At 66.9% G+C, this 23,402-nt stretch carries 21 protein-coding genes and 1 tRNA gene; 9 read left to right on the forward strand and 13 right to left on the reverse strand.

The window, feature by feature from the left end; all coding sequences use genetic code 11:
• Positions 1-262 precede the first annotated feature (262 nt).
• Positions 263-751: a cyclic pyranopterin monophosphate synthase MoaC gene (gene moaC / locus H0X91_RS08285; RefSeq protein WP_006482362.1), complete on the forward strand. Its 489-nt coding sequence runs from the start codon at positions 263-265 to the stop codon at positions 749-751.
• 350 nt (positions 752-1,101) lie between these two features.
• Here the strand turns inward: moaC and H0X91_RS08290 are convergent, their stop codons facing one another.
• The 10 genes from H0X91_RS08290 to H0X91_RS08335 form a co-directional block, all read right to left on the reverse strand.
• A complete protein-coding gene (locus H0X91_RS08290) occupies positions 1,102-1,452 on the reverse strand; it encodes a TonB family protein (RefSeq protein ID WP_196432945.1) in 351 nt (116 codons plus the stop codon).
• Between the two features lie 451 nt (positions 1,453-1,903).
• The gene (locus tag H0X91_RS08295; protein WP_034201903.1) at positions 1,904-3,682 is read right to left on the reverse strand and encodes a PglL family O-oligosaccharyltransferase; all 1,779 of its coding nucleotides are present in this window, start codon (positions 3,680-3,682) and stop codon (positions 1,904-1,906) included.
• A 147-nt stretch (positions 3,683-3,829) separates the two neighbouring features.
• Positions 3,830-4,426, reverse strand: coding sequence for a pilin (locus H0X91_RS08300; protein WP_109341621.1), 597 nt, complete (start codon positions 4,424-4,426; stop codon positions 3,830-3,832).
• A 97-nt stretch (positions 4,427-4,523) separates the two neighbouring features.
• Positions 4,524-5,228, reverse strand: a complete 705-nt coding sequence (locus H0X91_RS08305) for a TerC family protein (protein WP_006497345.1) — start codon at positions 5,226-5,228, stop codon at positions 4,524-4,526.
• A 157-nt stretch (positions 5,229-5,385) separates the two neighbouring features.
• Positions 5,386-6,267 carry a succinate--CoA ligase subunit alpha gene (sucD, locus tag H0X91_RS08310; protein ID WP_006477916.1) on the reverse strand — a complete coding sequence of 294 codons (882 nt, stop codon included), beginning with the start codon at positions 6,265-6,267 and terminating at the stop codon, positions 5,386-5,388.
• A 64-nt stretch (positions 6,268-6,331) separates the two neighbouring features.
• Complete coding sequence (gene sucC, locus H0X91_RS08315) at positions 6,332-7,498, reverse strand: ADP-forming succinate--CoA ligase subunit beta (RefSeq protein ID WP_006491644.1); 1,167 nt, start codon at positions 7,496-7,498, stop codon at positions 6,332-6,334.
• A 68-nt stretch (positions 7,499-7,566) separates the two neighbouring features.
• Positions 7,567-8,175, reverse strand: a complete 609-nt coding sequence (locus tag H0X91_RS08320) for a DUF2889 domain-containing protein (RefSeq protein WP_077055760.1) — start codon at positions 8,173-8,175, stop codon at positions 7,567-7,569.
• Between the two features lie 146 nt (positions 8,176-8,321).
• A complete protein-coding gene (recX, locus tag H0X91_RS08325) occupies positions 8,322-9,185 on the reverse strand; it encodes a recombination regulator RecX (RefSeq protein WP_060263454.1) in 864 nt (287 codons plus the stop codon).
• Complete coding sequence (gene recA, locus H0X91_RS08330) at positions 9,185-10,255, reverse strand: recombinase RecA (protein WP_006486701.1); 1,071 nt, start codon at positions 10,253-10,255, stop codon at positions 9,185-9,187. Before recA ends, recX begins: the two co-directional genes overlap by 1 nt.
• Positions 10,225-10,443, reverse strand: a complete 219-nt coding sequence (locus H0X91_RS08335) for a hypothetical protein (protein WP_124550975.1) — start codon at positions 10,441-10,443, stop codon at positions 10,225-10,227. The genes recA and H0X91_RS08335 overlap by 31 nt, the downstream gene beginning before the upstream one ends.
• On the opposite strand from H0X91_RS08335, the gene H0X91_RS08340 reads away from it, so the two are divergent.
• The 4 genes from H0X91_RS08340 (at position 10,442) to H0X91_RS08355 (ending at position 14,859) form a co-directional block, all read left to right on the forward strand.
• A complete protein-coding gene (locus H0X91_RS08340) occupies positions 10,442-11,170 on the forward strand; it encodes a response regulator transcription factor (protein WP_006497347.1) in 729 nt (242 codons plus the stop codon). The two genes, H0X91_RS08335 and H0X91_RS08340, sit on opposite strands and share 2 nt — an antisense overlap.
• A gap of 17 nt (positions 11,171-11,187) precedes the next feature.
• On the forward strand, positions 11,188-12,735 hold the full coding sequence (locus H0X91_RS08345) for a sensor histidine kinase (RefSeq protein ID WP_196432946.1): 1,548 nt from the start codon (positions 11,188-11,190) through the stop codon (positions 12,733-12,735).
• Positions 12,736-12,963: 228 nt separating this feature from the next.
• Positions 12,964-14,622: an MFS transporter gene (locus H0X91_RS08350; protein WP_006483562.1), complete on the forward strand. Its 1,659-nt coding sequence runs from the start codon at positions 12,964-12,966 to the stop codon at positions 14,620-14,622.
• 160 nt (positions 14,623-14,782) lie between these two features.
• Positions 14,783-14,859 (forward strand) — tRNA-Met (locus H0X91_RS08355).
• Positions 14,860-14,968: 109 nt separating this feature from the next.
• On the opposite strand, the gene H0X91_RS08360 is transcribed toward H0X91_RS08355, so the two are convergent.
• Positions 14,969-15,943: a LysR family transcriptional regulator gene (locus H0X91_RS08360; RefSeq protein WP_196432947.1), complete on the reverse strand. Its 975-nt coding sequence runs from the start codon at positions 15,941-15,943 to the stop codon at positions 14,969-14,971.
• Positions 15,944-16,107: 164 nt separating this feature from the next.
• Positions 16,108-17,082 (reverse strand): GlxA family transcriptional regulator, encoded by a 975-nt coding sequence (locus H0X91_RS08365; protein WP_006483565.1) that lies wholly within the window; start codon positions 17,080-17,082, stop codon positions 16,108-16,110.
• A 116-nt stretch (positions 17,083-17,198) separates the two neighbouring features.
• On the opposite strand from H0X91_RS08365, the gene H0X91_RS08370 reads away from it, so the two are divergent.
• On the forward strand, positions 17,199-17,882 hold the full coding sequence (locus H0X91_RS08370) for a DJ-1/PfpI family protein (RefSeq protein WP_006483566.1): 684 nt from the start codon (positions 17,199-17,201) through the stop codon (positions 17,880-17,882).
• 59 nt (positions 17,883-17,941) lie between these two features.
• On the forward strand, positions 17,942-18,253 hold the full coding sequence (locus H0X91_RS08375; protein ID WP_006497351.1) for a cupin: 312 nt from the start codon (positions 17,942-17,944) through the stop codon (positions 18,251-18,253).
• A 37-nt stretch (positions 18,254-18,290) separates the two neighbouring features.
• Here H0X91_RS08375 and H0X91_RS08380 read toward each other — a convergent pair whose 3' ends face one another.
• Entirely contained in the window at positions 18,291-18,575 is a 285-nt protein-coding gene (locus H0X91_RS08380; protein ID WP_006483555.1) for a PAAR domain-containing protein, read from the reverse strand.
• Between the two features lie 584 nt (positions 18,576-19,159).
• On the opposite strand from H0X91_RS08380, the gene H0X91_RS08385 reads away from it, so the two are divergent.
• Entirely contained in the window at positions 19,160-20,047 is an 888-nt protein-coding gene (locus H0X91_RS08385) for a LysR family transcriptional regulator (protein WP_034201402.1), read from the forward strand.
• A 246-nt stretch (positions 20,048-20,293) separates the two neighbouring features.
• Positions 20,294-23,401 (forward strand): transglycosylase domain-containing protein, encoded by a 3,108-nt coding sequence (locus tag H0X91_RS08390; protein WP_006497354.1) that lies wholly within the window; start codon positions 20,294-20,296, stop codon positions 23,399-23,401.
• Position 23,402 lies beyond the last annotated feature (1 nt).

The following is a 23,402-nucleotide window of genomic DNA, read 5'->3' on the forward strand; positions in this document are numbered from 1 at the left end:
TGAAAACGACGCCGTCCCGCGCGAGCGGCGCGCATCGCGGCGTTTGGTCTGAATATTCGGGTCATTGTACCGGCGCCGCGATGACTGTCCCGTACCGCGCGTGCGTCATCTGCGCCTCCGGCAACGCGAACGCCGCTGCTATGATAGGCGCCCGTTGAGCGGTTGGATCGGTTCGTCGCGCCGGTATGGCATCCGGTGGCCTGCCGATCGCGAAGCAGGATCGACGCACGTGCACGCGCACTCCGTTCCACCAGAGGAAGACATGTCAGGACTCACCCATTTCGACGCCGCCGGCCACGCCCACATGGTCGACGTCGGCGGCAAGCAGGAAACGCAACGCATCGCGATCGCGCGCGGCACGATCCGGATGCTGCCGGCCACGTTCGCGCTGATCCGCGACGGCAAGGCGAAGAAAGGCGACGTGCTCGGCGTCGCGCGCATCGCGGCGATCCAGGGCGCGAAACGCACGGCCGATCTCATTCCGCTGTGCCATCCGCTCGCGCTGACGCGCGTGGCCGTCGACTTCGAACTCGACGACGCGCTGCCGGGCGTCCACTGCGTCGTGCAGGTCGAGACGTTCGGCCGGACCGGCGTCGAGATGGAAGCGCTGACGGCCGTCCAGGTCGGGCTGCTGACCGTCTACGACATGTGCAAGGCGGTCGATCGCGGGATGGTGATCACCGACGTGAGCGTGCGGGAGAAGCGCGGTGGGAAGTCGGGGGACTGGAAGGCGGAAGACGTCGCGGGTTGAGCGCCCGCCGCGACGCACTCGCGCGCAGCTCGTGGAGAATCGATGGTTGTCGTGATTTCCCGGTCGGACGACAGACCATCAGGAAACCACGTCGCCGATGGGGAGCGATTCGGTGAAATGCGTTGCGCCGCTGCCGTATGCGTGCCCCGGTGCGCCACCGTGCCGGCAGCTATCCGTTCCCATGTGAACCGGCCCTGACGGGCAAGCGCGGGAAAACACCGTCACGACGCGTTGATCGACGGACGCGCGACGGGTTCGCGCCATTCGTGCCCCGCCGGACTGTCGCGGCACGAACCCGATACCCCGGAACTGAATCTGGACCGCGCCACGGCGCGGCGCCCGCCCCCGCGTCACTGCCGGCGCTGCGGCTCGAACACGAACGGTTGGGTCAGCAAGAAAGGATTCGCGCTCGCGCCGGTCTGCACGCAGGTCGCGTGCGTCATCGCTTCGACGGCCGCGCGATCGGCCGCCGCATTGCGGCTGCTCGTCGTCACGGTGACATTCTGCGCTTCGCCGGACGTCGTCATCAGCGCGCGCACGAGCACCGTCGCCGGACGCGTAAGCGGCTTCGCGGTATCCGGATAGACGGCCCGCGGAATGTGGCAGGTCAGCTTGCTTTCCTGCGATGACGACAACATCGCGCAGCCGGAAAACAGCATCGCGGCGGCAGGCAGGATCAGGTAGGTCGAGCGAATGGCCATGGTCGAATATCGTTCTTCAGCACTGTTCTGGGCACACGCACCGCAGGCCGGCAGCCTTCCCCGGCCGCATCGCATGTGTCGCACTGCGCCGCGGCCATCGGACCGGCGCCCCGTTACGGCCGCACGACCGAGCGATGCTCGGCCGCGATCCTGCTCGGCGCAATGCCCGAATAGCCGGGAAATCTGCCGTATTCGCACCGGCGATGCCCGGCGCCTGCGGGCACGCAAACGCTTTCGCGCATTGTGCACGCGCCGCCAGGTCAGCGGCGTCAATTTGACAATGGTTGACGCGAATCGCTGCTCGTTCGGCCGGAATCCGCGCGATCCGCGAGGTAATCGAGATCCGACGGATTGCCGCGCGACAGGCCACGTCGTGTGGCTCCGACGTCAGCCGCCTCAAGCCCGCCGCGATCGACGCCGGAATTCCCCGTTCCGGCGCGCACGACAGGCGTCAATCCGAATCGTCGTCGTCCGAGTCGTCGCCCTCGTCGGCCGGCGCTTCCCCGTATTTCGCGACGACGGCCGCCCTGAACGTCTTCAGCGCGGGCTCCTGGTCGCACAGCTTGTACAACGCGGCCAGCTGTTGCGGCCAGTCCTTCAGTTCCTTCGCGAACACATGCAGGCGTGCGACGGTATCGAGCGCGTCGGCTTCGCGGCCGGCCAGCGCCTGCAGCACCGCGTAGCGACGCAGCACCGTCTCGCCGGGCAACAGCGCGATCGCGCGCTCGTGCGCGGCGAGCTTGGCCGGCAGATCGTCCGGCGAAATCGGCAGCAGCGTCGCCGCACCGTAATCGCCCCACGCGCCGAACAGCAGCGACGGCGCATCGCGGTACTGCGCGGCCGGGCTGCTGCCGTAATAGAGCACTTCCGCGCGCTGGTAGTCGCGCAGCACGGGCACCGCCGCCAGCACGCCGCCGAACGACAGCACCGCGAACAGCCCGAAGGCCGCCCGCCCCGGCAGGATGCGCAGCGGCTTCACGTCGAGCAGCCCGATCACGAACATCGCCGGCAGCAGGAAGAACATGTACTGCTGCGGATACTCGACCAGCGCATGCATCAGCAGGATGCCGATCAGCGCGAAGCCGAACACGCGCATGCTCGACTGCGGCGCACGCACCGCGCGCACGAACCACGCGACGAGCGTGACGGCGAGCACACCGAGCCCGACGAGACCGGACTTCGCGAGCAGGTCGATGAAGATGTCGTGCGAGTTGTTCGCGATCTCGACGCCGCCGAGCGTGCGCACCAGCGCAAACTGGTGCGACGGGAATTCACCCCAGCCGACCCCGAGCAGCGGATGCTCGCGGAACATCGCGAGCCCGTACTTCCACAGCGCGAGGCGCGGCGCGATCTGCCCGGCGTCGCGCATCCGGTCGGCGGCCGACTCCGCGAGATTCAGGTGATAGTGCACGTTGGCCCAGCGCACCGCGACGTTCACCGCGATGAAGGCGGCCGCGAGCACGACCGGGATCAGCCACGCGCGTGCATTGCCCGGCGTGCGGCGCGATTCGACCCACGCCATCCAGAAGCCCGCGACGACCATCACCGCGACCTGCAGCCACGGCCCGCGCGACACGGTGAGCGCGAGACCGACCGACAGCACGAGCGACAGCGCAAGCCATGCCCACACCGCGAGCCGGCGCGTCTGCACCAGATACAGCGCGCCCGCGAGCGCGAAGGCGATGTAGCTGGCCAGATGGTTCGCCTGCGCCATGTTGCCGTATGGACGGCGGTCGACCGCGATGTTGTACACCACGACGAACGGCGAGACGGCCGACTCGAGGTGGAACAGCTGCACGATCTGGGTACCGACCGCGAACACGCCGCCGACGAGCAGCGCACCGGCCATCATCGGCCACACCGTTTCCGCCATCCCGTCGCGCGCCAGTGCATAGCCGGCCTGCATCGCGACCAGCGCAGCGGCCAGATACCCGAGCGCGAGCCAGTTCATCGACGGCACCTTGAGCGGGATCAGCGCAACCTGCGCGAGCAGCACCACCGCAAAGCCGAGCGGCACCGCGAACGCGGCCGGCGCGGCAAACGGCTCGGCCGGACGGCCGGTGCGCGCGAGCAGCACGACGGACACGCCCACCAGCAGATACAGCACCAGCGCGGAAAACTCGGAATAGAAGGTCGGGATCGGATACGTGTGATTCGTGATCGCGTACGGCACGATCAGGGCGACAGCCAGCGCAACGAGCGACAACGAACGGGAAAAAGTAGAAGGCATGAGCGAACCGGATGTCAGCAACCGGCGCACTATACAAAACTTTCCCTGCTCTGTGCGGGGCTGTCGCTCCGCGAGCCGGCGCGGCGCCGGCGCCCCGCCGGCCGAAGCGGCGGCCGCATGCCCCGGCGCCCTCGTTCCGCGCCGGACCTATGCGCGGCACTCCGCAGGCGCATATTTCGCGGGCAACGTCGCGGCGTTACTCGGCAACGGCCCGGCTCCCGGTGCCGGCAGCGACGACGCATCCTTGCCGGCGGCGAAGCATTCCCACGCGATCGTGCCGGCTTGTATCGTGCCCTTTTTGAGCGGCACGCGCGCGGTGGGCGTATCGGCCTTGTCGGGCGCGGACGGCACGAGCACCAGCGTATTCGTGCCGGCGGCGGCGACGCGGGTGGTGAACGCGACCGTGATCTGACCGGTCGCGCCGTCGATCGCCACTGACTCGACGTTGCGGGTCGCGGCAGGCGGACTGTAGCCGCCATCGAGGCTCGTGCCACTGGCCGCGTTGTCGGCGACCGCGAGCCGCGCCGACGATGCGAGCGCCAGCCCCTCGCCGACGCGCGACCGCGCGAGGTAATCCTGGTACGCGGGAATCGCATAGGCCGCGACGACGCCGACGATCGCGAGCACGATCATCAGTTCGATCAGCGTGAAGCCGGCCGGCCGCCAGCGCGGCGATGGCCGGTTCGCGCGCCGCAGGTCGGCGGCCACGCGACGGAACAGGGAAACGGAAAAGGCTTCGAACATGAACAGGCTCCGGAAACGAAAAACGCCTGCCGATACAGGCAGGCGTCTCGATCGTAGCCAGCGGGCGGCGAAGCCGGCAGTCGGCCGGACGGCCTAGTCAGTGCGCGTGCGGCGCGCTGCGGCGTTTTCTGAGTGCGTAACCGATCGCCACGACGAACAGCGCGCCGGCGATGCTCGCGCCGTAGACCACCGGCGGCGTATCGAGCACCGGCCAGCGATCGCCGACCGGGTCGTTCACGATCAGCCCGCCCGCGATCCAGCCGAGCAGCCCGGCGCCGAGCGCGACGACGACCGGGAAACGGTCGAGCAGCTTCAGCACCAGCGTGCTGCCCCACACGATGATCGGCACGCTGACGACGAGCCCGAAGATCACGAGCGCGATCCGGTGCGACGGGTCGGCCTGCTCGGCCGCGCCGGCGATCGCGATCACGTTGTCGAGGCTCATGACCGCATCGGCGATCACGATCGTCTTCACGGCGTCCCACAGCCGGTCGGCCGGCTTGATGTTGTCGTGTGCGTCGGCGGCCGGCGCCATCAGCTTGATGCCGATCCACAGCAGCAGCAGCCCGCCGCCGAACTTCAGGAATGGCACGTCGAGCAGCGCGACCGCGAACGTGATCAATGCGACACGCAACAGGATCGCCCCGGCGGTGCCCCAGACGACGCCGCGCAGCCGCTGGTTCGCCGGCAGGTTGCGGCAGGCCAGCGCGATCACGACCGCGTTGTCGCCGCCGAGCAGGATATCGATGATGACGATCTGGAGAATCGCGCCCCAGTGCAGCGAGGTCAGGAATTCGAGCATGGCGGTGAGGAAAGGACAGCGGCCGCTCCGAGGGCGACCCGGTTCATCGCCGGCACATGCAGGACGCATGCCCGGTGCTTACGAATTCATTGCGGCAGCATAACAAAAAACGCCGGCAAAGCCGGCGTTTTCTGCAGGACGAGCCCGGGGGAAATGATTACAGCGCCTTCTTCAGCAGACGGCCCATTTCCGACGGGTTGCGCGTGACGGTGATGCCGCACGCTTCCATGATTTCCAGCTTCGCTTCGGCCGTATCCGCACCGCCCGAGATCAGCGCGCCGGCGTGGCCCATGCGCTTGCCCGGAGGCGCCGTGACGCCCGCGATGAAGCCGACGACCGGCTTCTTCATGTTGTCCTTGATCCACTCGGCCGCGTTGGCTTCGTCCGGACCGCCGATTTCGCCGATCATCACGACCGCGTCCGTATCCGGATCGTCGTTGAACATCTTCATCACGTCGATGTGCTTCAGACCGTTGATCGGGTCACCGCCGATACCGACTGCCGACGACTGGCCGAGGCCCAGTGCCGTCAGCTGCGCAACGGCTTCATACGTCAGCGTGCCCGAACGCGACACGACGCCGATGCGGCCCTTGCGGTGGATGTGACCCGGCATGATGCCGATCTTCAGCTCGTCCGGCGTGATCGTGCCCGGGCAGTTCGGCCCGAGCAGCAGCGTCTTGCGGCCTTCGCGACGCATGCGGTCCTTCACTTCGATCATGTCACGGACGGGAATGCCTTCCGTGATGCAGATCGCGAGATCCAGGTCGGCTTCGACCGCTTCCCAGATCGCAGCCGCCGCGCCTGCCGGCGGAACGTAGATGACCGACACGGTCGCGCCGGTTTCCGCCTTCGCTTCCTTGACGCTCGCGTAGATCGGAATGCCTTCGAAGTCTTCGCCGGCCTTCTTCGGGTTCACGCCCGCGACGAATGCTTCGCGGCCGTTTGCGTATTCACGGCAGGCGCGCGTATGGAACTGACCGGTTTTGCCGGTAATGCCCTGCGTGATGACCTTCGTGTCCTTGTTGATCAGAATCGACATGTATTTTGACCTCTGTTCGATGGGCGTCGCGTGCAAACCGCGCCGCCATGCGTATTCGATAGCGTTACTTGCCTGCGGCAGCCGCGACGACCTTCTGCGCAGCCTCTTCCATGCTGTCCGCCGAGATGATCGGCAGGCCCGAATCGGCCAGCATCTTCTTGCCGAGGTCCTCGTTCGTGCCCTTCATGCGCACGACGAGCGGCACGTTCAGGTTCACGGCCTTCGAACCGGCGATCACGCCTTCCGCGATCACGTCGCAGCGCATGATGCCGCCGAAGATGTTCACGAGGATCGCCTTCAGGCCCGGGTTCTTCAGCATCAGCTTGAACGCTTCCGTGACCTTCTCCGTCGTCGCGCCACCGCCGACGTCCAGGAAGTTCGCCGGTTCGCCGCCGAACAGCTTGATGGTGTCCATCGTCGCCATCGCGAGGCCCGCGCCGTTCACGAGGCAGCCGATGTTGCCGTCGAGCGAGATGTACGCGAGGTCGAACTTCGACGCTTCGATTTCAGCCGGATCTTCTTCGTCCAGATCGCGGTACGCGACGATTTCCGGGTGGCGGAACAGCGCGTTCGAGTCGAAGTTGAACTTCGCGTCGAGTGCGGTGACCTTGCCGTCGCCGGAGACGTTCAGCGGGTTGATTTCAGCCAGCGATGCGTCGGTTTCCCAGAATGCCTTGTACAGGCCTTGCAGGATCGCGCGCGCTTGCGGGATCGAAGCAGCCGGCACGCCGATCTTCGCGGCGAGGTCGTCGGCCTGCGCATCCAGCAGGCCCGTCGACGGCTCGACGATGACCTTGTGGATCAGTTCCGGGTGCTTTTCGGCGACTTCTTCGATGTCCATGCCGCCTTCGCTCGAACCCATCAGAACGATCTTTTGCGACACGCGATCGACGACGAGGCTGACGTACAGTTCCTGCTTGATGTCGGCGCCTTCTTCGATCATCAGACGGTTGACCTTCTGGCCTTCCGGACCGGTCTGGTGCGTGACGAGTTGCATGCCGAGGATCTGGTTCGCGTATTCGCGGACCTGCTCGATCGACTTCGCCACCTTCACGCCGCCGCCCTTGCCACGGCCACCCGCGTGAATCTGAGCCTTCACGACCCATACCGGGCCGCCGAGCTCTTCCGCCACCTTGACGGCCTCGTCAACCGAGAACGCCGGCTTGCCGCGCGGTACCGCGACTCCGAATTTCCGCAGGATTTCCTTACCCTGGTACTCGTGAATCTTCATGCGTGATTCCCTTCAGTCTGAGAGTTGGATGAAAAGTCGCTTAAGACGCTTCTTCGAATGATTTCCGTTCATTCCTTCGTGCTGCCTTCACCGGGCAAATCCGGCCGAAGCGGGCCATACCACTTCGGGTAGTACTGCCGCACGACCTCGCCGTCGAATCGCAGCGCCCGGCAGCGGCCGAGCTGGAAAGGCGGTTCGGCGTGCGCGTCGTCATGATCCGGCCCTTCGCCGCCCTCCTCGCGCACGTTCCACACATCACCGGCGAACGCCTGGATCGCGGCCGTCGGCAGCACGGCGCACAGTTCGGTGAGATGGGAGCAGCCTGCGACGCCGGCGAGCAGCCGGGTCGCGTTGCGGCGGAAATTGCGGAAGAGATTGAGCCCGATGAGGGCCCGATAGGCAGGCGGGGCGGACTGACAGTGACCGGGATAGGGCACCCATTCCGAAGACGCTTCGGCGTCGACGACATTGAGGTCACGATCGATGGTCACGCGCAGCCAGAGTTCGTGGATCGGCAGGCCCTGGGGCCGGATGCCCGACGCAAGCGCGACATCGCGCGGCTTGTGGTCGGTCAGGCAGGCTTCGATGTCCCACAAGCCGTCGCCGCGCTCGTAGGCTTCCGCTCGGATTGCGCGTCGATGTCGCAACTGACGGGGCACGGGCTCGGATAGCGGCATGCTGGAGGTTGAGGCCGAAGAGGAAAACCCGTGGATTTTAGCATATTGGGTATTTGAGACAGTTTGCCGCGACGGCGGGTATTCCCGCCTGTCCGGAAGCGGTTGCAATGCAGCAAAATCGCGCGCCACGCGCGCGACCGGGCCCGTCAGTCGTCGATCGGGAAATCGTCGCCGACCTTCAGCAACTTCACGATGGTCGCGCTCGAGAAGCCGCGCGCGGCCAGGAAGCGCGCCTGCTTCGCGCGCTCGGCGGGCGTTTGCGGCAGTGCACCGAATTTCTTGCGCCAGATGGCCTGCGCGCGCGTCAACTCGGTCTCGCGCAATTGTGCATTCACCGCTTCGACGAGACTGTCGCCGACCGCGTGGCGCTTCAGCTCGCCGACGATGCGCGCGACGCCGACACGCGACGCGCGGCGATGCACGAGGCTCTCGGCGAAACGGGCGTCGGATAGCCAGCCTTCCTTTTCCAGCGCATCGAGCACCGGCTCGACGGATTCGTCCTCGCCGACGTAGGGTGCGAGCTTGCGCGCGAGCTCCGCGCGGCTGTATTCGCGCCTCGACAGATAGCCGAGCGCGCGGCCCTTCAACGACCGCGGCGGCTTCGACGACTTGCGCTCGCGGGCGCCCGGCGCGTCACTCGAGGCATCGCCGGAAGACGCGCCGGCTGCACGGCGTGCGCGGCGCGGATGCTGGCTGCTGCGCGTATAGACATCTTCCGTCGCCGGCGCATCGGCTGTGCGATCGACCGGGAAGCGGACACCGGACACGCGACGGCGGGACCGATCGTGCGCGTCGAACGACTCATCGTCGTCGAACGGATCGTCCGGTGCGGCAATCTCAAACGAAACGAGGGCATCGTCGGATGCCCTCGTCGCGGTGCGGTTCGCGGCGTTGCCGCCTGCGCTCCGCCGGTCGGCGCCCGAGGATCCGCCTCGCCGGCCGGAGCGACCCGCCGTTTCGGGCGTGTCGTGCTCCTCCGGCTCGCCGGCCTGACCTCGGCGCGCAACCATCACTCTTCTTCGTCCATCGCCTCGGCTTCGTTGCCTGCGCCATCGGGCATTGCGACGACGCCGAGCGATTCGCGGATGCGGTTCTCGATCTCGCGCGCGATTTCCGGATTTTCGCGCAGGAATTCACGCGCGTTGTCCTTGCCCTGGCCGATCTTCTCGCCGTTGTAGCTGTACCAGGCGCCCGCCTTGTCGACGATCTTCGCCTGCACGCCGAGATCGATGATCTCGCCCTGACGCGAAATGCCTTCGCCGTACAGGATGTCGAAGATCGCTTCGCGGAACGGCGGCGACACCTTGTTCTTGACGACCTTCACGCGGGTTTCGTTGCCGATCACCTCGTCGTTCTTCTTGATCGAGCCGATCCGGCGGATATCGAGACGCACCGACGAGTAGAACTTCAGTGCGTTACCGCCCGTCGTGGTTTCCGGGTTGCCGAACATCACGCCGATCTTCATCCGGATCTGGTTGATGAAGATCACGAGGCAGTTCGTGCGCTTGATCGTACCGGTCAGCTTGCGCAGCGCCTGCGACATCAGGCGGGCCTGCAGACCCGGCAGCGAATCGCCCATCTCGCCTTCGATTTCGGCCTTCGGCACGAGCGCCGCGACCGAGTCGATGACGATCATGTCGATCGAGCCCGAGCGCACCAGCGCATCGGTGATTTCGAGGGCCTGCTCGCCGGTGTCCGGCTGCGAGATCAGCAGCTCCGGCACGTTCACGCCGAGCTTCGCGGCATATTGAACGTCGAGCGCGTGCTCGGCGTCGATGAACGCCGCGGTGCCGCCCAGCTTCTGCAGCTCGGCGATGACCTGCAGCGTGAGCGTGGTCTTACCGGACGATTCCGGACCGTAGATCTCGACCACCCGGCCGCGCGGCAAGCCGCCGACGCCCAGCGCGATGTCGAGACCCAGCGACCCCGTGGAGACGACCTGGATATCCTCGGCCGCTTCGCCGTCGCCCATCCGCATGATCGAGCCCTTGCCGAACTGCTTTTCGATCTGCGCGAGCGCGGCCGCCAGCGCCTTGCTCTTCTCGGCGGTCATCCCGGAGCCCTTCTTGCTATCTTCCATGAATCGTCCTTTGCTATGATGAGCAGCGTCTGTTGGAGGCGCGCCCCTTTCAAGCGCTGCCCACGAATGCAGACACTGTATAAAAAAACAGTGTTTTGTGCAAGCCCGCAATGCAGCGCGTTGTGCACGAATAACTTCGGAGACAGCCGCGCCGGCGCGAACGCCCTGCCGGCATCGGTCAGCAACATGCGAATTCTCATCGCCGAAGACGACAGCATACTCGCGGACGGCCTCACCCGGTCACTCCGCCAATCGGGCTATGCCGTCGATCACGTGAAGAGCGGCGTCGACGCCGACACCGCGCTGTCGATGCAGACTTTCGACCTGCTGATCCTCGATCTCGGGCTGCCGAAAATGTCCGGGCTCGACGTGCTCAAGCGCCTGCGCGCGCGCAATTCCAATCTTCCCGTGCTGATCCTGACCGCCGCCGACAGCGTCGACGAACGCGTGAAGGGACTCGACCTCGGCGCCGACGACTACATGGCCAAGCCGTTCGCGCTCAACGAGCTCGAGGCGCGCGTGCGCGCGCTGACCCGGCGGGGCGCCGGCGGCGGCCCGACCGTCGTGCGCCACGGCTCGCTCGCGTTCGACCAGGTCGGCCGCATCGCGTATGCGAACGATCACGTGCTCGATCTCTCCGCGCGCGAACTGGGCCTGCTCGAGGTGCTGCTGCAGCGGATCGGCCGGCTCGTATCGAAGGAACAGCTCGTCGATCACCTGTGCGAATGGGGCGAGGAAGTCAGCAACAACGCGATCGAAGTCTACGTGCACCGGCTGCGCAAGAAGATCGAACCGAGCGGCGTGCGGATCTCGACCGTGCGCGGCCTCGGCTATTGCCTCGAGAAGGTCGCGCCCGCGACGCCGGCCGACACGGCGGCGCCCCAGCCCGCGGCGGCCGGCACGCCGCTGCGCTGACGCCGGGCGTCGCCGCGATGGCCACGCCGGCCCACTCCCGCCACCCGACCGGCGCGCCGTCGTCGGCCGCCGACGAGGCACGCGACGCGCGCTACGAGAACCCGTTCGCGCCGCCCGACGAAACCGAATCGCCCGAAACGCCGCGCCCGCGCTCGCTGTTCGGCGAAATCCTCGACTGGATGCTCGCGCCGCTGCTGCTGCTGTGGCCGATGAGCATCGCCGTCACCTATCTCGTCGCGAAAACGATCGCGAACAGCCCGTTCGACCGCGCGCTCGAGACCAACGCGTACGTGCTCGCGCGCCAGATCCATCCGGTCAACGGCGTCGCCGAGCTGACGCTGCCGGAGCAGACGCGCGACTTCCTGCGCGCGGACAACATCGACAGCGTCTACTTCCAGGTGCTCGGCACGCGCGGCGAGCTGGTCGCGGGCGAAGCCGACATGCCGCTGCCGCGCGACGAGGACCGCCCGCCGCCGGGCGTCGTCGTGTTCCGCGACGACCTGCTGCGCGGCAACGACGTGCGGGTCGCGTATACGACCGTCGCGCTGCCGCAGACGAGCGGCGCGCAGCCCGTGCTGGTGCAGGTCGGCGAGACGCTCGACAAGCGCAACGCGCTCGCGAACGACATCATCAAGGGCGTGATCCTGCCGCAATTCGTGATCCTGCCGCTCGCGATCCTGCTCGTCTGGTTCGGGCTGTCGCGCGGGCTCGCGCCGCTCAACGCGCTGCAGGCGCACATCCGCGCGCGCCGGCCCGACGACCTGTCGCCCGTCGAGGCGCAGCGCGCGCCGCCCGAGATCGAACCGCTCGTCACGTCGTTCAACGACCTGCTCGCACGCCTCGAACAGAACATGGCGCTGCAGAAACGCTTCATCGCCGACGCCGCGCACCAGATGAAGACGCCGCTCGCGGGCCTGCGCACGCAGGCCGAGTTCGCGATGCGCCACCCTGTCCCGCCCGACGTGCAGCGCTCGCTCGAGCAGATCGCGACGAGTTCCGAGCAGGCCGCGCGGCTCGTCACGCAACTGCTTGCGCTCGCGCGCGCCGAGAACCGTGCGAGCGGATTGACGTTCGAGCCAGTCGAGATCGCCGCGCTCGCGCGGCGCGCGGTGCGCGACTGGGTGCAGGCCGCGCTCGCGAAACGCATGGACCTTGGCTACGAAGGCCCGGACGACGACGCGCCGCTCAACGTCGACGGCAACCCGGTGATGCTGCGCGAGATGCTCGGCAACCTGATCGACAACGCGATCCGCTACACGCCGGAAGGCGGCCGCATCACGGTGCGCGTGCGGGCCGAGCGCGCGGCGCGGCGCGTGCATCTCGAAGTCGAGGATACCGGCCCCGGCATCCCGGCCGGCGAGCGCGAGCGCGTCGTCGAGCGCTTCTACCGGATCCTCGGCCGCGAAGGCGACGGCAGCGGCCTCGGGCTCGCGATCGTGCGCGAGATCGCCACGCAGCACGGCGGCACGCTGACGCTCGACGATCACGTCTACCAGCATGCGCCGCGTCTCGCCGGCACGCTCGTGCGCATCAGCCTGCCGCTGACCGACACCGCCCCGGATTAACCCTGACGTACGCCGCCGCGGCTCGGCCGCGGATACGTCGAAACCGGCGCTTTACCGGACGTTCGCGTCACGATCCGCGCGCGAAGCCGCCGATTCGACACGGGTTAACGCGCAGTCGTTTTGTGCGCGCGAGTCAGTGCGCCGTAAGTTTCCGTGCCAATAATCGTCGACAGGCCCGCCCCTCCCAAGGCGGCCGCACATCTATATCAAGGGACTTGGAGACGATTCATGGCAACGTTAGGCGGGCAAATTTCGCACTCGCCGATGACGGGCGAAGAGAAGAAGGTGATCTTCGCGTCGTCGCTCGGCACCGTGTTCGAGTGGTACGACTTTTACCTGGCCGGCTCGCTCGCGGCCTACATCAGCAAGAGCTTCTTCTCCGGCGTCAATCCGACCGCCGCGTTCATCTTCACGCTGCTCGGCTTCGCGGCCGGTTTCGCGGTGCGGCCGTTCGGCGCGATCGTGTTCGGCCGGCTCGGCGACCTCGTCGGCCGCAAGCACACGTTCCTCGTGACGATCGTGATCATGGGCGTCTCGACGTTCGTGGTCGGCTTCCTGCCCGGCTACGCGTCGATCGGCATCGCCGCTCCCGTGATCTTCATCGCGATGCGGCTGCTGCAGGGCCTCGCGCTCGGCGGCGAATACGGCGGCGCGGCGACCTACGTCGCCGAGCATGCGCCCGCCAACCGTCGCGGCTTCTACACCGCGTGGATCCAGACGACGGCCACGCTCGGCCTGTTCCTGTCGCTGCTCGTGATCCTCGGCGTGCGCACGTTCATCGGCGAGGAAGCGTTCGGCAATTGGGGCTGGCGCGTGCCGTTCGTCGCGTCGATCCTGCTGCTCGGGGTATCGGTGTGGATCCGGCTGCAACTGAATGAATCGCCGGTGTTCCTGCGCATCAAGGCGGAAGGCAAGACGTCGAAGGCGCCGCTGACCGAAGCGTTCGGCCAGTGGAAGAACCTGAAGATCGTGATCCTCGCGCTGATCGGCCTGACGGCCGGCCAGGCGGTCGTGTGGTACACGGGCCAGTTCTACGCGCTGTTCTTCCTCACGCAGACGCTGAAGGTCGACGGCGCCAGCGCGAACATCCTGATCGCGATCGCGCTCCTGATCGGCACGCCGTTCTTCCTGTTCTTCGGTTCGCTGTCGGACAAGATCGGCCGCAAGCCGATCATCCTTGCCGGCTGCCTGATCGCCGCGCTGACCTACTTCCCGCTGTTCAAGGCGCTCACGCACTACGCGAACCCGCAGCTCGAACTCGCGACGCAGAAGGCGCCGATCACGGTCGTCGCCGATCCGGCTACCTGCTCGTTCCAGTTCAACCCGGTCGGCACGTCGAAGTTCACCAGCTCGTGCGACATCGCGAAGAGCGCGCTCGCGAAGGCCGGCCTGAACTACGAGAACGTCGCGGCCCCGGCCGGGACGCTGGCCGAAATCAAGGTCGGCGACACGGTGATCCAGACCTACGACGGCAAGGCGGCCGACGCGAAGACGCAGGGTGCGGCGTTCGACAAGACGCTCGCGTCGACGCTGAAGGGGGCCGGCTATCCGGCGAAGGCCGACCCGGCGCAGCTCAACTGGCCGATGACGATCGTGATTCTGACCATCCTCGTGATCTTCGTGACGATGGTCTACGGCCCGATCGCCGCGATGCTGGTCGAGATGTTCCCGACGCGGATCCGCTACACGTCGATGTCGCTGCCCTATCACATCGGCAACGGCTGGTTCGGCGGCTTCCTGCCGGCGACCGCGTTCGCGATCGTCGCGGCGAAGGGCAACATCTACTCGGGGCTCTGGTATCCGATCGTGATCGCGCTGGCCACGTTCGTGATCGGCCTGCTGTTCGTCAAGGAGACGAAGGACTCGGACATCTATGCGCAGGATTGATGTCGGGTCCGCGGCGGGGACGGCCGGCGGAGGATCGCCTTCCGGCGCCCGGCTCCCGCCCGCGACGGAGGCCGGCACGAGCCGCCGGCAACTTTTTTCGGGAAAGATGGAAAAAGGTATTGACAGCTGACCGGCCGATCGACATAATTCAAGTCTTCACGGCGAATTAGCTCAGTCGGTTAGAGCGACGGAATCATAATCCGCAGGTCCGGGGTTCGAATCCCTGATTCGCCACCAAATGCGAAAAGCCGCTGTTTCGAAAGAAACAGCGGCTTTTTTCATTGCCTCATCCGGCAGCACGCGGTGTCGCGCGCTGCCCGCCTTCAGGCCGCGCGCTGCGCCGCGACTACGCCACCACCGCGCCGCGCTGCGCATCCGGCGTCTGCGCCCGCAGCTTCCCCCGCCAGTTCTCCCCGCCCTCCAGCGCCGGCGTCGACTCGAACACCTCCGCGATCCAGTCGGCGAACACGCGCACCTTCTGCGACAGATACCGGTTGTGCGGATAGACGATCGAGATCGGTTTCGGCTTCGGATTGCAGTCCGGCAGCACCTCGACGAGCGATCCGTCGAGCAGGTTCGGCAGCACCATGAACAGCGTCGGCTGGATCATCCCGAAGCCTTCGAGCCCGCACGTCACGTACGCATCCGAGTCGTTGACCGTCACGCTGCCGTTCATCCGCACCTCGAACGGCTTGCCGTCGATCATGAACACCCACGGAATCGCCCGCGCGCCATGGCTCGACCGGAAATTCACCGCATGATGTTCGACGAGATCGGCAATCTCGTTCGGCTCGCCGTGACGGGCGAGGTAATCGGGCGACGCGCACGTCACGCGCTTGAGCATCCCGATGCGCCGCGCGACCATCGACGAATCCTCGAGCGGGCCGACCCGGATCATGCAGTCGATGCCTTCCTCGACCGGATCGACGTAACGGTCGGACAATCCCAGCTCGAGCGTGATGTCCGGATAGCGCTGCCGGAAGATCGACAGCGACGGCAGCACGATGCGCCGCCCGAGCGAACTCGGCATGTGGACGCGCAGCACGCCGCTCGGCTTGCGGTTGCCGGTCTGGAAACTCGCGTCGGCCTCGGCGATCTCCGCGATGATCTTCATGCAATGCTCGTAGTATGCGGCGCCCTCCGGCGTCAGCGACAGCCGGCGCGTCGTCCGGTGCATCAGGCGCACGCCGAGCAGCGCCTCGAGATTCTGAATGATGGTCGTCACCGACGCGCGCGGCATCGCGAGCGTGTCGGCCGCCCGCGTGAAGCTGTTCGCGTCGACCACGCGGGTAAAAACTTCCATTGCCTGGATTCGGTCCATGCTGCTTCCCCCTTCGAATCGCCAACGGAACAGAATAGAGCGCGCGACAAGCGCGGCACAAGCCCCCGTCTATTGTTCTCCGATACCGAATAGTTTCGACGCTTCGGACTGGAAATCGCGTCGTTTCCGTGCAGTTCCGGGCGAGCCCGCTCATCCGTCGTACGTTACCGCACGAACCGCTCGCGATATCCCTGCGGCGACACCCCCAGCACGCGCACGAAACTGCGCCGCAGCGTCTCCTCGGAACCGAAGCCGCAACGCCCGGCGATCCGCTTGACGGACCACGCCGTTTCGCCGAGCAGGCGTTGCGCGGCCTCGACACGGATCTGCTCGACCGCGCGCGCGGGCGTGCGGCCGGTTGCAGCGCGATAGTGGCGCACGAAACTGCGCTCGCTCATGCTCACGCGTTCGGCGAGCGCGGGCACCGACAGGTCGGCCGTCAGGTGCTCGGCCATCCATGCGTGCAGCTCGCCGAACCGGTCGGCGGTGCGCTGCATCGACAGCATCGTGCTGAACTGCGCCTGCCCGCCCGGACGCTTCAGGAACACGACGAGTTCGCGCGCGACGTCGAGCGCGGTGGCCCGCCCGAGATCCTCCTCGACCAGCGCGAGCGCGAGATCGATGCCGGCCGTCACGCCGGCCGACGTCCACAGCGCGCCTTCGCGGATGAAGATCGGGTCCGGTTCGACGCGCACGTTCGGATAGCGCGCCGCGAATTCGTCGCAGCGCGCCCAGTGCGTGACCGCGCGCCGCCCGTCCAGCAGGCCGGCTTCGGCGAGCAGGAACGCACCGGTGCAGACCGACGCCACGCGCCGCGCGCGCCCGGCCTGCTGCCGCACCCAGCGCACCATCCGCGCGTCCTTCGACGCCGCATGCACGCCCTTGCCGCCGGCGACGATCAGCGTATCGGGATGGCGCGCGGCCGCGCGCAGTGACTCGGCCATCACGACGAGGCCCGACGACGTCTCGACCGGTCCCGCTTCGACGGCCACGACGCGCGGCGCATACGGCGCCGGCTGCCCGCGCTCCAGCGCGAGCTCGTTGACGGACGCGAATACCTGCAGCGGGCCCGTCACATCGAGCAGTTGCGCACGGGGAAACGCGAGGACCAGGATCGAACGCGGGGCGGCGGCAGGCATGGCGATTGGCTGAAAACGTGGGGGATATGGCAATTTCGCCAAACACTACGCGCCTAGAATCGATCTGTCCATCCCGTGCCGAACGGCGCGCGTTCCCTTCCTCTCGGAGTCTTCGCATGACCCTGCATATCGGCCTTCTCGTCTTTCCGGGCGTCCAGCAACTCGACCTCACCGGCCCGCACGACGTGCTTGCATCGCTGCCCGACGCGGCCGTCCATCTGGTGTGGAAGTCGCGCGACGCGGTCGCGTCGAGCAGCGGCCTCGCGCTCGCACCGACCTGCACGTTCGACGACTGCCCGCCGCTCGACGTGATCTGCATCCCGGGCGGCATCGGCATCAACGAGCTGCTGCTCGATGCCGAAACGATCGCGTTCGTGCAGCAGCGCGCGGCCACCGCGCGCTACGTGACGTCGGTCTGCACGGGTTCGCTGTTGCTCGGCGTGGCCGGCCTGCTGCGCGGGCGGCGCGCGACGACGCACTGGGCCTTCCATGCGCTGCTCGAACCGCTCGGTGCGATACCCGTGCGCGAGCGCGTCGTGCGCGACGGCAACCTGGTCACGGGCGGCGGCGTGACGGCCGGCATCGACTTCGCGCTGACGATCGCCGCGGAGCTGGTCGGCGAAGAAGAAGCGCAGGCGATCCAGCTGCAACTCGAATATGCGCCGGCGCCGCCGTTCGACGCCGGCTCGCCCGACACCGCGCCGGCCGCGGTCGTGAAGCGCGTCACCGAACGTTCGGCCGCCGGCTTCGCGAAACGCAAGCAGATCGTCGAGCACGCGCTGCGCGCGACGCCGCGCTGAATGCGGATGTCGGAACAATCATGGGAAAGCAACGCGCACGCGTGCGGGAGACCATCTCGATGAACATCATCCGGAGCGCCGCATTCACCGCGGACCGCGCGTGGGGCGCCCTCGACATCGCGAACCTGAACGGCATCACGGTCCGGCTGCACTGGACCGATCAGCCGTATCGCTGGCACGTGAACGACGGCGAGGAGGTATTCGCGGTGCTCGACGGCCGCGTCGAGATGCGCTACCGCGAGGCAGGCGTCGAGCATGCGACGGTGTTGGAGACGGGCGACGTCTTCCACGCGACGGTCGGCACCGAACACGTCGCGCATCCGCTCGGCGTCGCGCGCATCCTGGTGATCGAGACCGAAGGCAGCGTCTGACGGCGAGCCTCGGAGGCTCGACGCCGCGCGGTGGGCGTTACCCCGAGATCGTGCCGGTTGCCTGCGATGCGATCAGTTTCGGCAGCGGCGTGCACTGGCACTGACACAGGTCGTGCTCGAGGGCGACGACCTTGCCCATCACGGTCATCGTGCGCTCGCCGCCGTCCGACACGATCACGCCCGGCGACTTGCACGCCGCGCAGAACACGGCTGCGCCGAGATACGCGAGTTCGCGCCCGTCGAACGACGAATTGGCGATCCCTTCGAGCACGACGCCGCCATGATCGGTCGTGTCGCCCTTCAGAATGAATTTGCGGCTCATGATGTCGGTTCTTCCCTCGGAAACGCCGCGCAACGCAACCGCGCACGGGTATCGTGATACTGCCGGTCGGTCGCGGGCGTCCCGCGAGCATATCACCGCTCGCCACGGCCGCGACGCAGGCCCTCCGCATCGGGCGGCCGTCACAACACGCCTTCGCCGCACACGGCTATTCGGCGTCGCGGTGTGCTCACGCACCATGACGCGTCGAACCCGCCTGCCTGCGACGACCCGTTCCCCTGTTCCATCGGAGCCGTGCGCCGGCACGATCGCATGAAGTCGTCATGGCGATCAGGACACAGCCGGTTCGACATCGCATTGCATCGATAATGCTGATGCTTTAATGAAAAAAATAGCCTATATTTTCGTACAAGTACTAAATACAAATACATCAAAAAGGCTTAATAGCAAGCCGATTCGAATCATTCATTCGACGCCCTTCCCACCTCAAAACCTACCATTCTCCGACCGTTCGCACACCCGATAAACACGCTATTCCATAATAAACATTCATTAAAACGGGGCGTTAAAATTCAGCAAACCGATAGATAGAATTCAATCAATGCCTTCTGTTTATCGATAAGAAAATGGACGAACTCCTACCGATGCGACTATTCGTCAAGGTCGCCGAACTTCGTAGTTTCGCGCGCGCCGCCACGGAACTGAACATCTCCAATTCATCGGCCACCCGCCTCGTCATGAGCATCGAGGACCGGCTTGGCGCCCGCCTGCTGAATCGCACCACCCGCAGCCTGTCGCTGACCGACGCAGGCCACCTCTATCTGGCGCAGATCCGTCACGTGATCGACGAAATCGACCGGGTCGAGGAAACCATCGCGTCGATGCATCACGAACCGATCGGATCGCTGAAAATCGCCGCGCCGGTCATGTTCGGCATGCACGTGCTCGCGCCGGCCATCGACGCGTTCAAGATGCGCCACCCGGCCATCGTGCCGGAGGTCACGATCGTGGATCGTCACGTCGACCTCGTGTCGGAGGGCTTCGACGTCGGGCTGCTGCTGTCCCAGCACATCAGCAACAACACGCTGGTGAAGCGCCCGCTCACGCGGCTCAAGCAGATCGTCTGCGCCGCACCGCACTATGTCGACCGGCATGGCGCGCCCGCGCATCCGCACGACCTCGCGTCGCACGCGTGCCTGTCGTTCCATGCCGACTTCATGGGCGAATACCTGTCGTTCGATCACGACCAGACGCGCATCACCGTGCGCCCGAACAAGTCCGCGTCGTCGAACAACGTCGGGCTGATCCGCAACTGGGCGCTGTCCGGCATGGGCATCGCGGTCCTGCCGGACTTCCTCGTCCAGTCGGATCTCGACGACGGCCAACTGCTCGCGCTGCTGCCCGGCTATCGGCTCGAGACGCTCGAGATGAACGTCGCATACCCGAGCCGCCGTCACTTTCCGCGCAAGGCCCGGCTTTTCGTCGATCACCTGATCGACCATTTCGTCGGTTGAATGAAGGGTGGCATCGCACACCATTTTTCACACCGATTCGCCGCCGCCCGCGCGGCCCTCGCCTGGTCGCGGCGGCGCGCCGGCAGGCGCCCCGACGGCCCGCGAGCCGCCGCGCGGCTCGCGTGGGCACGCCTGTTGCGCCGGCGCATCTCGGTAGTCAACCGCCCTTGGCAGCCCGCCGCGGAGGACTACACTAATCCTTAATGGGGTGCGGCCGGATAACCGCGCCCTCAGGGAGACGCCGCCATGAATCGGCCGCTGAATCGTATCCTGCCGCGCGTGACCGGTCCCGCCTCGGTGTGGACGTGGGTCAAGTGGTCCTTGCTCGCCGCACTGTTGATCGCGGTCGCGATCGTCGCACGGCTCGTGCAGACCGAGATCGAAACGTCCCGGTTGCAGGCGCACTACCTGTCCGAGCTCACCCGCGACGTCGGCTACACGGTCGAGGCGGGGCCGAGCGATCACATCCGCTTCCCGGCAAACGGCCCGTACGACCAGCGCTTCGGCTACGCGATGATTCCCGCGTTCCAGCAGCGGCTGCTCGCACGCGGCTTCGTCGTCAGCGAGCAGGCGCGCGATTCGCAGCGGATGCTGTCGCTCGGCGAGCGCGGGCTGTTCCTCCCTTACGAAGAGAAAGACCAGACGGGCCTGATGCTGTTCGATTCGACCGGCTCGCCGCTGTTCGCGACCGTGTTTCCGCAGCGCGTCTATGCCGATTTCGACACGGTGCCGCGCGTGATCACCGATTCGCTGCTGTTCATCGAGGATCGCTACCTGCTCGATGCGAACGAGCCGAACCGCAACCCGGCGATCGACTGGGGACGCTTCAGCCGCGCGCTCGCCGACCAGGCGCTGCACGTCGTCAACCGCCACCAGGCGCGCCCGGGCGGCAGCACGCTCGCGACGCAGATCGAGAAGTTCCGCCATTCGCCCGAGGGCCGCACCGCGACGCCGCCCGAAAAGCTGCGGCAGATCGCCTCCGCGTCGGTGCGCGCCTACCTGAACGGTCCGCAGACGATGCTCGCGCGCCGCACGATCGTCGTGCGCTACCTGAACTCGGTGCCGCTCGCCGCGCGGCCGCACGTGGGCGAAATCACCGGCATCGGCGACGGTCTCGCCGCGTGGTACGGCCGCGACTTCAACGACGTGAATCGCGTACTGTCCGCGCCGACGACCGGCGACAACGTCGATCAGCAGGGCAAGACGTTCCGCGAGGTGTTGTCGCTGCTGATCGCGCAGCGCGCGCCGTCGTACTTCCTGAACCGCGGCTATCCGGCATTGCAGAAGCTGACCGACAGCTACCTGCGGCTGCTGTCGAACGGCGGCGTGATCTCGCCCGCGCTGCGCGATGCCGCGCTCGCCGCGCAGATCGAACGCAGCGCGCCGCCGGCCGCCGCGCGCGTGCAGTCGTTCGTGTCGCGCAAGGCCGTCACGTCCGCGCGCGCGTCGCTGCTGTCGGCGCTCGGCATCAGCGACCTGTACCAGCTCGACCAGCTCGATCTCCAGGCGACCAGCACGCTCGACAACGGCGTGCAGCAGGCGGTCGCCGCGCGGCTCGCGCAAGCGTCGACGCGTGAAGGCGCACAGGCCGCCGGCCTGTACGGTTTCGAAATGCTCGCGCCGAAGGACGACCCGTCGCACCTCACGTACAGCTTCACGCTCTACGAACACCGCAACGGCGCGAACCTGCTGCGCGTGCAGACCGACAGCGTGAACCAGCCGTTCGACGTGAATCGCGGCGGCCGCATCAATCTCGGCTCGACCGCGAAGCTGCGCACGCTGATCACGTACCTGCAGATCGTCTCCGACCTGCATGCGCGCTACGCGAACCTGTCGAACGCGGAGCTCGCGCGCGTGAAGCCCGATCCGATCGACGGGCTGTCGCGCTGGGCGCTCGACTATCTGTCGCATACGCGCGACCGCTCGCTGCAGGCGATGCTCGACGCCTCCGTCGAACGCAAGTATTCGGCGAGCCCGGACGTGTTCTACACGGGCGGCGGCGCGCAGGTGTTCTCCAACTTCGAGAAGTCGGACAACGGCCGCATCATGACGCTGCACGCGGCATTCGAGCATTCGGTGAACCTGGTGTTCGTGCGGCTGATGCGCGACATCGTCCACTACGAGACGCTGCAGGCGGCCGGGCCGTCGTCGTCGTGGCTCAACGATCCCGCGCAGCGCCAGCACTACCTGCAGCAATTCGTCGACGGCGAAAGCCAGGTCTACGTGAAGCGCTACTACACGCGCTATGCGGGCAAGGCGCCCGACGACGCACTCGCGCTGATGCTGCGCGACGTCCGCAAGTCGCCGCCGAAGCTCGCGACGGTGCTGCGCAGCGTCGCGCCGAACGAATCGCCCGCATGGTTCAATGCGCAGATGCGTGCGCAACTGAAGGGCACGCCGGCCGCGACGCTGTCCGACGACGATCTCGCCGCGCTCTACGCGAAATACGCGATCGACCGCTTCAATCTCAACGATCGCGGCTATATCGCGAGCGTCCATCCGCTCGCGCTGTGGACACTCAACTACCTGCGCGCGCATCCGGGCGCATCGCTCGCCGAGGTTCAGCGCGACAGCCGCGATGCGCGTTTCTACACGTATTCGTGGCTGTACAAGACCCGCTACCACGCGACGCAGGACCGGCGCATCCGCCGCATGGTCGAGCTGCGTGCGTACGCGGAGATCACGAAGTCGTGGCGCGCGCTCGGCTATCCGTTCGCGGAAGTGACGCCGTCGTATGCAGCCGCGATCGGCGCATCGGGCGACCAGCCCGACGCGCTCGCGAAACTGATCGGCCTGATCGCCAACGGCGGCCAGAAGGCGCCGACCGAAACGATCACGCGGCTCGATTTCGCGAAGGGCACGCCGTACGAAACGCGCTTCGTGCGCGCGGCCGCGCAGCCGCAGCCGATGCTGGCGCCGGAGATCGTCAACGTGACGCACACGCTGCTGCGCGACGTCGTGCTCAACGGCACCGCGCGCCGCCTCGCAGGCGGGCTCACGCTGCCGGACGGCAAGACGCTCGACGTGTACGGCAAGACGGGGACGGGCGACCAGCGCTTCAACGTCTATGCGCGCGGCGCGCGGCTGATCGAGTCGCGCAAGGTCAATCGCAGCGGCACCTTCGTGTTCGCACTCGGCGACCGGTTCTTCGGCGTGCTGACGGCGACCGCGCATGAGCCGTATGCGGCGCGCTACGACTTCACGAGCGCGATGGCCGTGCAGTTGCTGAAGTCGATGGCGCCGGCGCTCGCGCCGCTGATCGAACGCCCGGCCAGCGCCGGCACGCGCACCGCCGGACCGGCGCCGCAAGCGGAAACGCCCGCGCCGAACGCGGCGGCCGTGCAACCGTCGTGAC

The organism is Burkholderia sp. 9777_1386 (assembly GCF_015712265.1).
Taxonomy (GTDB): domain Bacteria; phylum Pseudomonadota; class Gammaproteobacteria; order Burkholderiales; family Burkholderiaceae; genus Burkholderia; species Burkholderia cenocepacia.

Coding starts and splice junctions, on each gene's coding strand:
- recA (WP_006486701.1), bottom strand. CDS start 10,255: ATGGAAGATAGCAAGAAGGGCTCCGGGATGACCGCCGAGAAGAGCAAG.
- H0X91_RS08360 (WP_196432947.1), bottom strand. CDS start 15,943: ATGGACCGAATCCAGGCAATGGAAGTTTTTACCCGCGTGGTCGACGCG.
- H0X91_RS08380 (WP_006483555.1), bottom strand. CDS start 18,575: ATGAGCCGCAAATTCATTCTGAAGGGCGACACGACCGATCATGGCGGC.
- H0X91_RS08290 (WP_196432945.1), bottom strand. CDS start 1,452: ATGGCCATTCGCTCGACCTACCTGATCCTGCCTGCCGCCGCGATGCTG.
- H0X91_RS08335 (WP_124550975.1), bottom strand. CDS start 10,443: ATGTTGCTGACCGATGCCGGCAGGGCGTTCGCGCCGGCGCGGCTGTCT.
- H0X91_RS08385 (WP_034201402.1), top strand. CDS start 19,160: ATGGACGAACTCCTACCGATGCGACTATTCGTCAAGGTCGCCGAACTT.
- H0X91_RS08305 (WP_006497345.1), bottom strand. CDS start 5,228: ATGCTCGAATTCCTGACCTCGCTGCACTGGGGCGCGATTCTCCAGATC.
- H0X91_RS08300 (WP_109341621.1), bottom strand. CDS start 4,426: ATGTTCGAAGCCTTTTCCGTTTCCCTGTTCCGTCGCGTGGCCGCCGAC.
- H0X91_RS08345 (WP_196432946.1), top strand. CDS start 11,188: ATGGCCACGCCGGCCCACTCCCGCCACCCGACCGGCGCGCCGTCGTCG.
- sucC (WP_006491644.1), bottom strand. CDS start 7,498: ATGAAGATTCACGAGTACCAGGGTAAGGAAATCCTGCGGAAATTCGGA.
- H0X91_RS08340 (WP_006497347.1), top strand. CDS start 10,442: ATGCGAATTCTCATCGCCGAAGACGACAGCATACTCGCGGACGGCCTC.
- H0X91_RS08390 (WP_006497354.1), top strand. CDS start 20,294: ATGAATCGGCCGCTGAATCGTATCCTGCCGCGCGTGACCGGTCCCGCC.
- H0X91_RS08350 (WP_006483562.1), top strand. CDS start 12,964: ATGGCAACGTTAGGCGGGCAAATTTCGCACTCGCCGATGACGGGCGAA.
- H0X91_RS08365 (WP_006483565.1), bottom strand. CDS start 17,082: ATGCCTGCCGCCGCCCCGCGTTCGATCCTGGTCCTCGCGTTTCCCCGT.
- H0X91_RS08295 (WP_034201903.1), bottom strand. CDS start 3,682: ATGCCTTCTACTTTTTCCCGTTCGTTGTCGCTCGTTGCGCTGGCTGTC.
- H0X91_RS08375 (WP_006497351.1), top strand. CDS start 17,942: ATGAACATCATCCGGAGCGCCGCATTCACCGCGGACCGCGCGTGGGGC.
- recX (WP_060263454.1), bottom strand. CDS start 9,185: ATGGTTGCGCGCCGAGGTCAGGCCGGCGAGCCGGAGGAGCACGACACG.
- moaC (WP_006482362.1), top strand. CDS start 263: ATGTCAGGACTCACCCATTTCGACGCCGCCGGCCACGCCCACATGGTC.
- H0X91_RS08320 (WP_077055760.1), bottom strand. CDS start 8,175: ATGCCGCTATCCGAGCCCGTGCCCCGTCAGTTGCGACATCGACGCGCA.
- sucD (WP_006477916.1), bottom strand. CDS start 6,267: ATGTCGATTCTGATCAACAAGGACACGAAGGTCATCACGCAGGGCATT.
- H0X91_RS08370 (WP_006483566.1), top strand. CDS start 17,199: ATGACCCTGCATATCGGCCTTCTCGTCTTTCCGGGCGTCCAGCAACTC.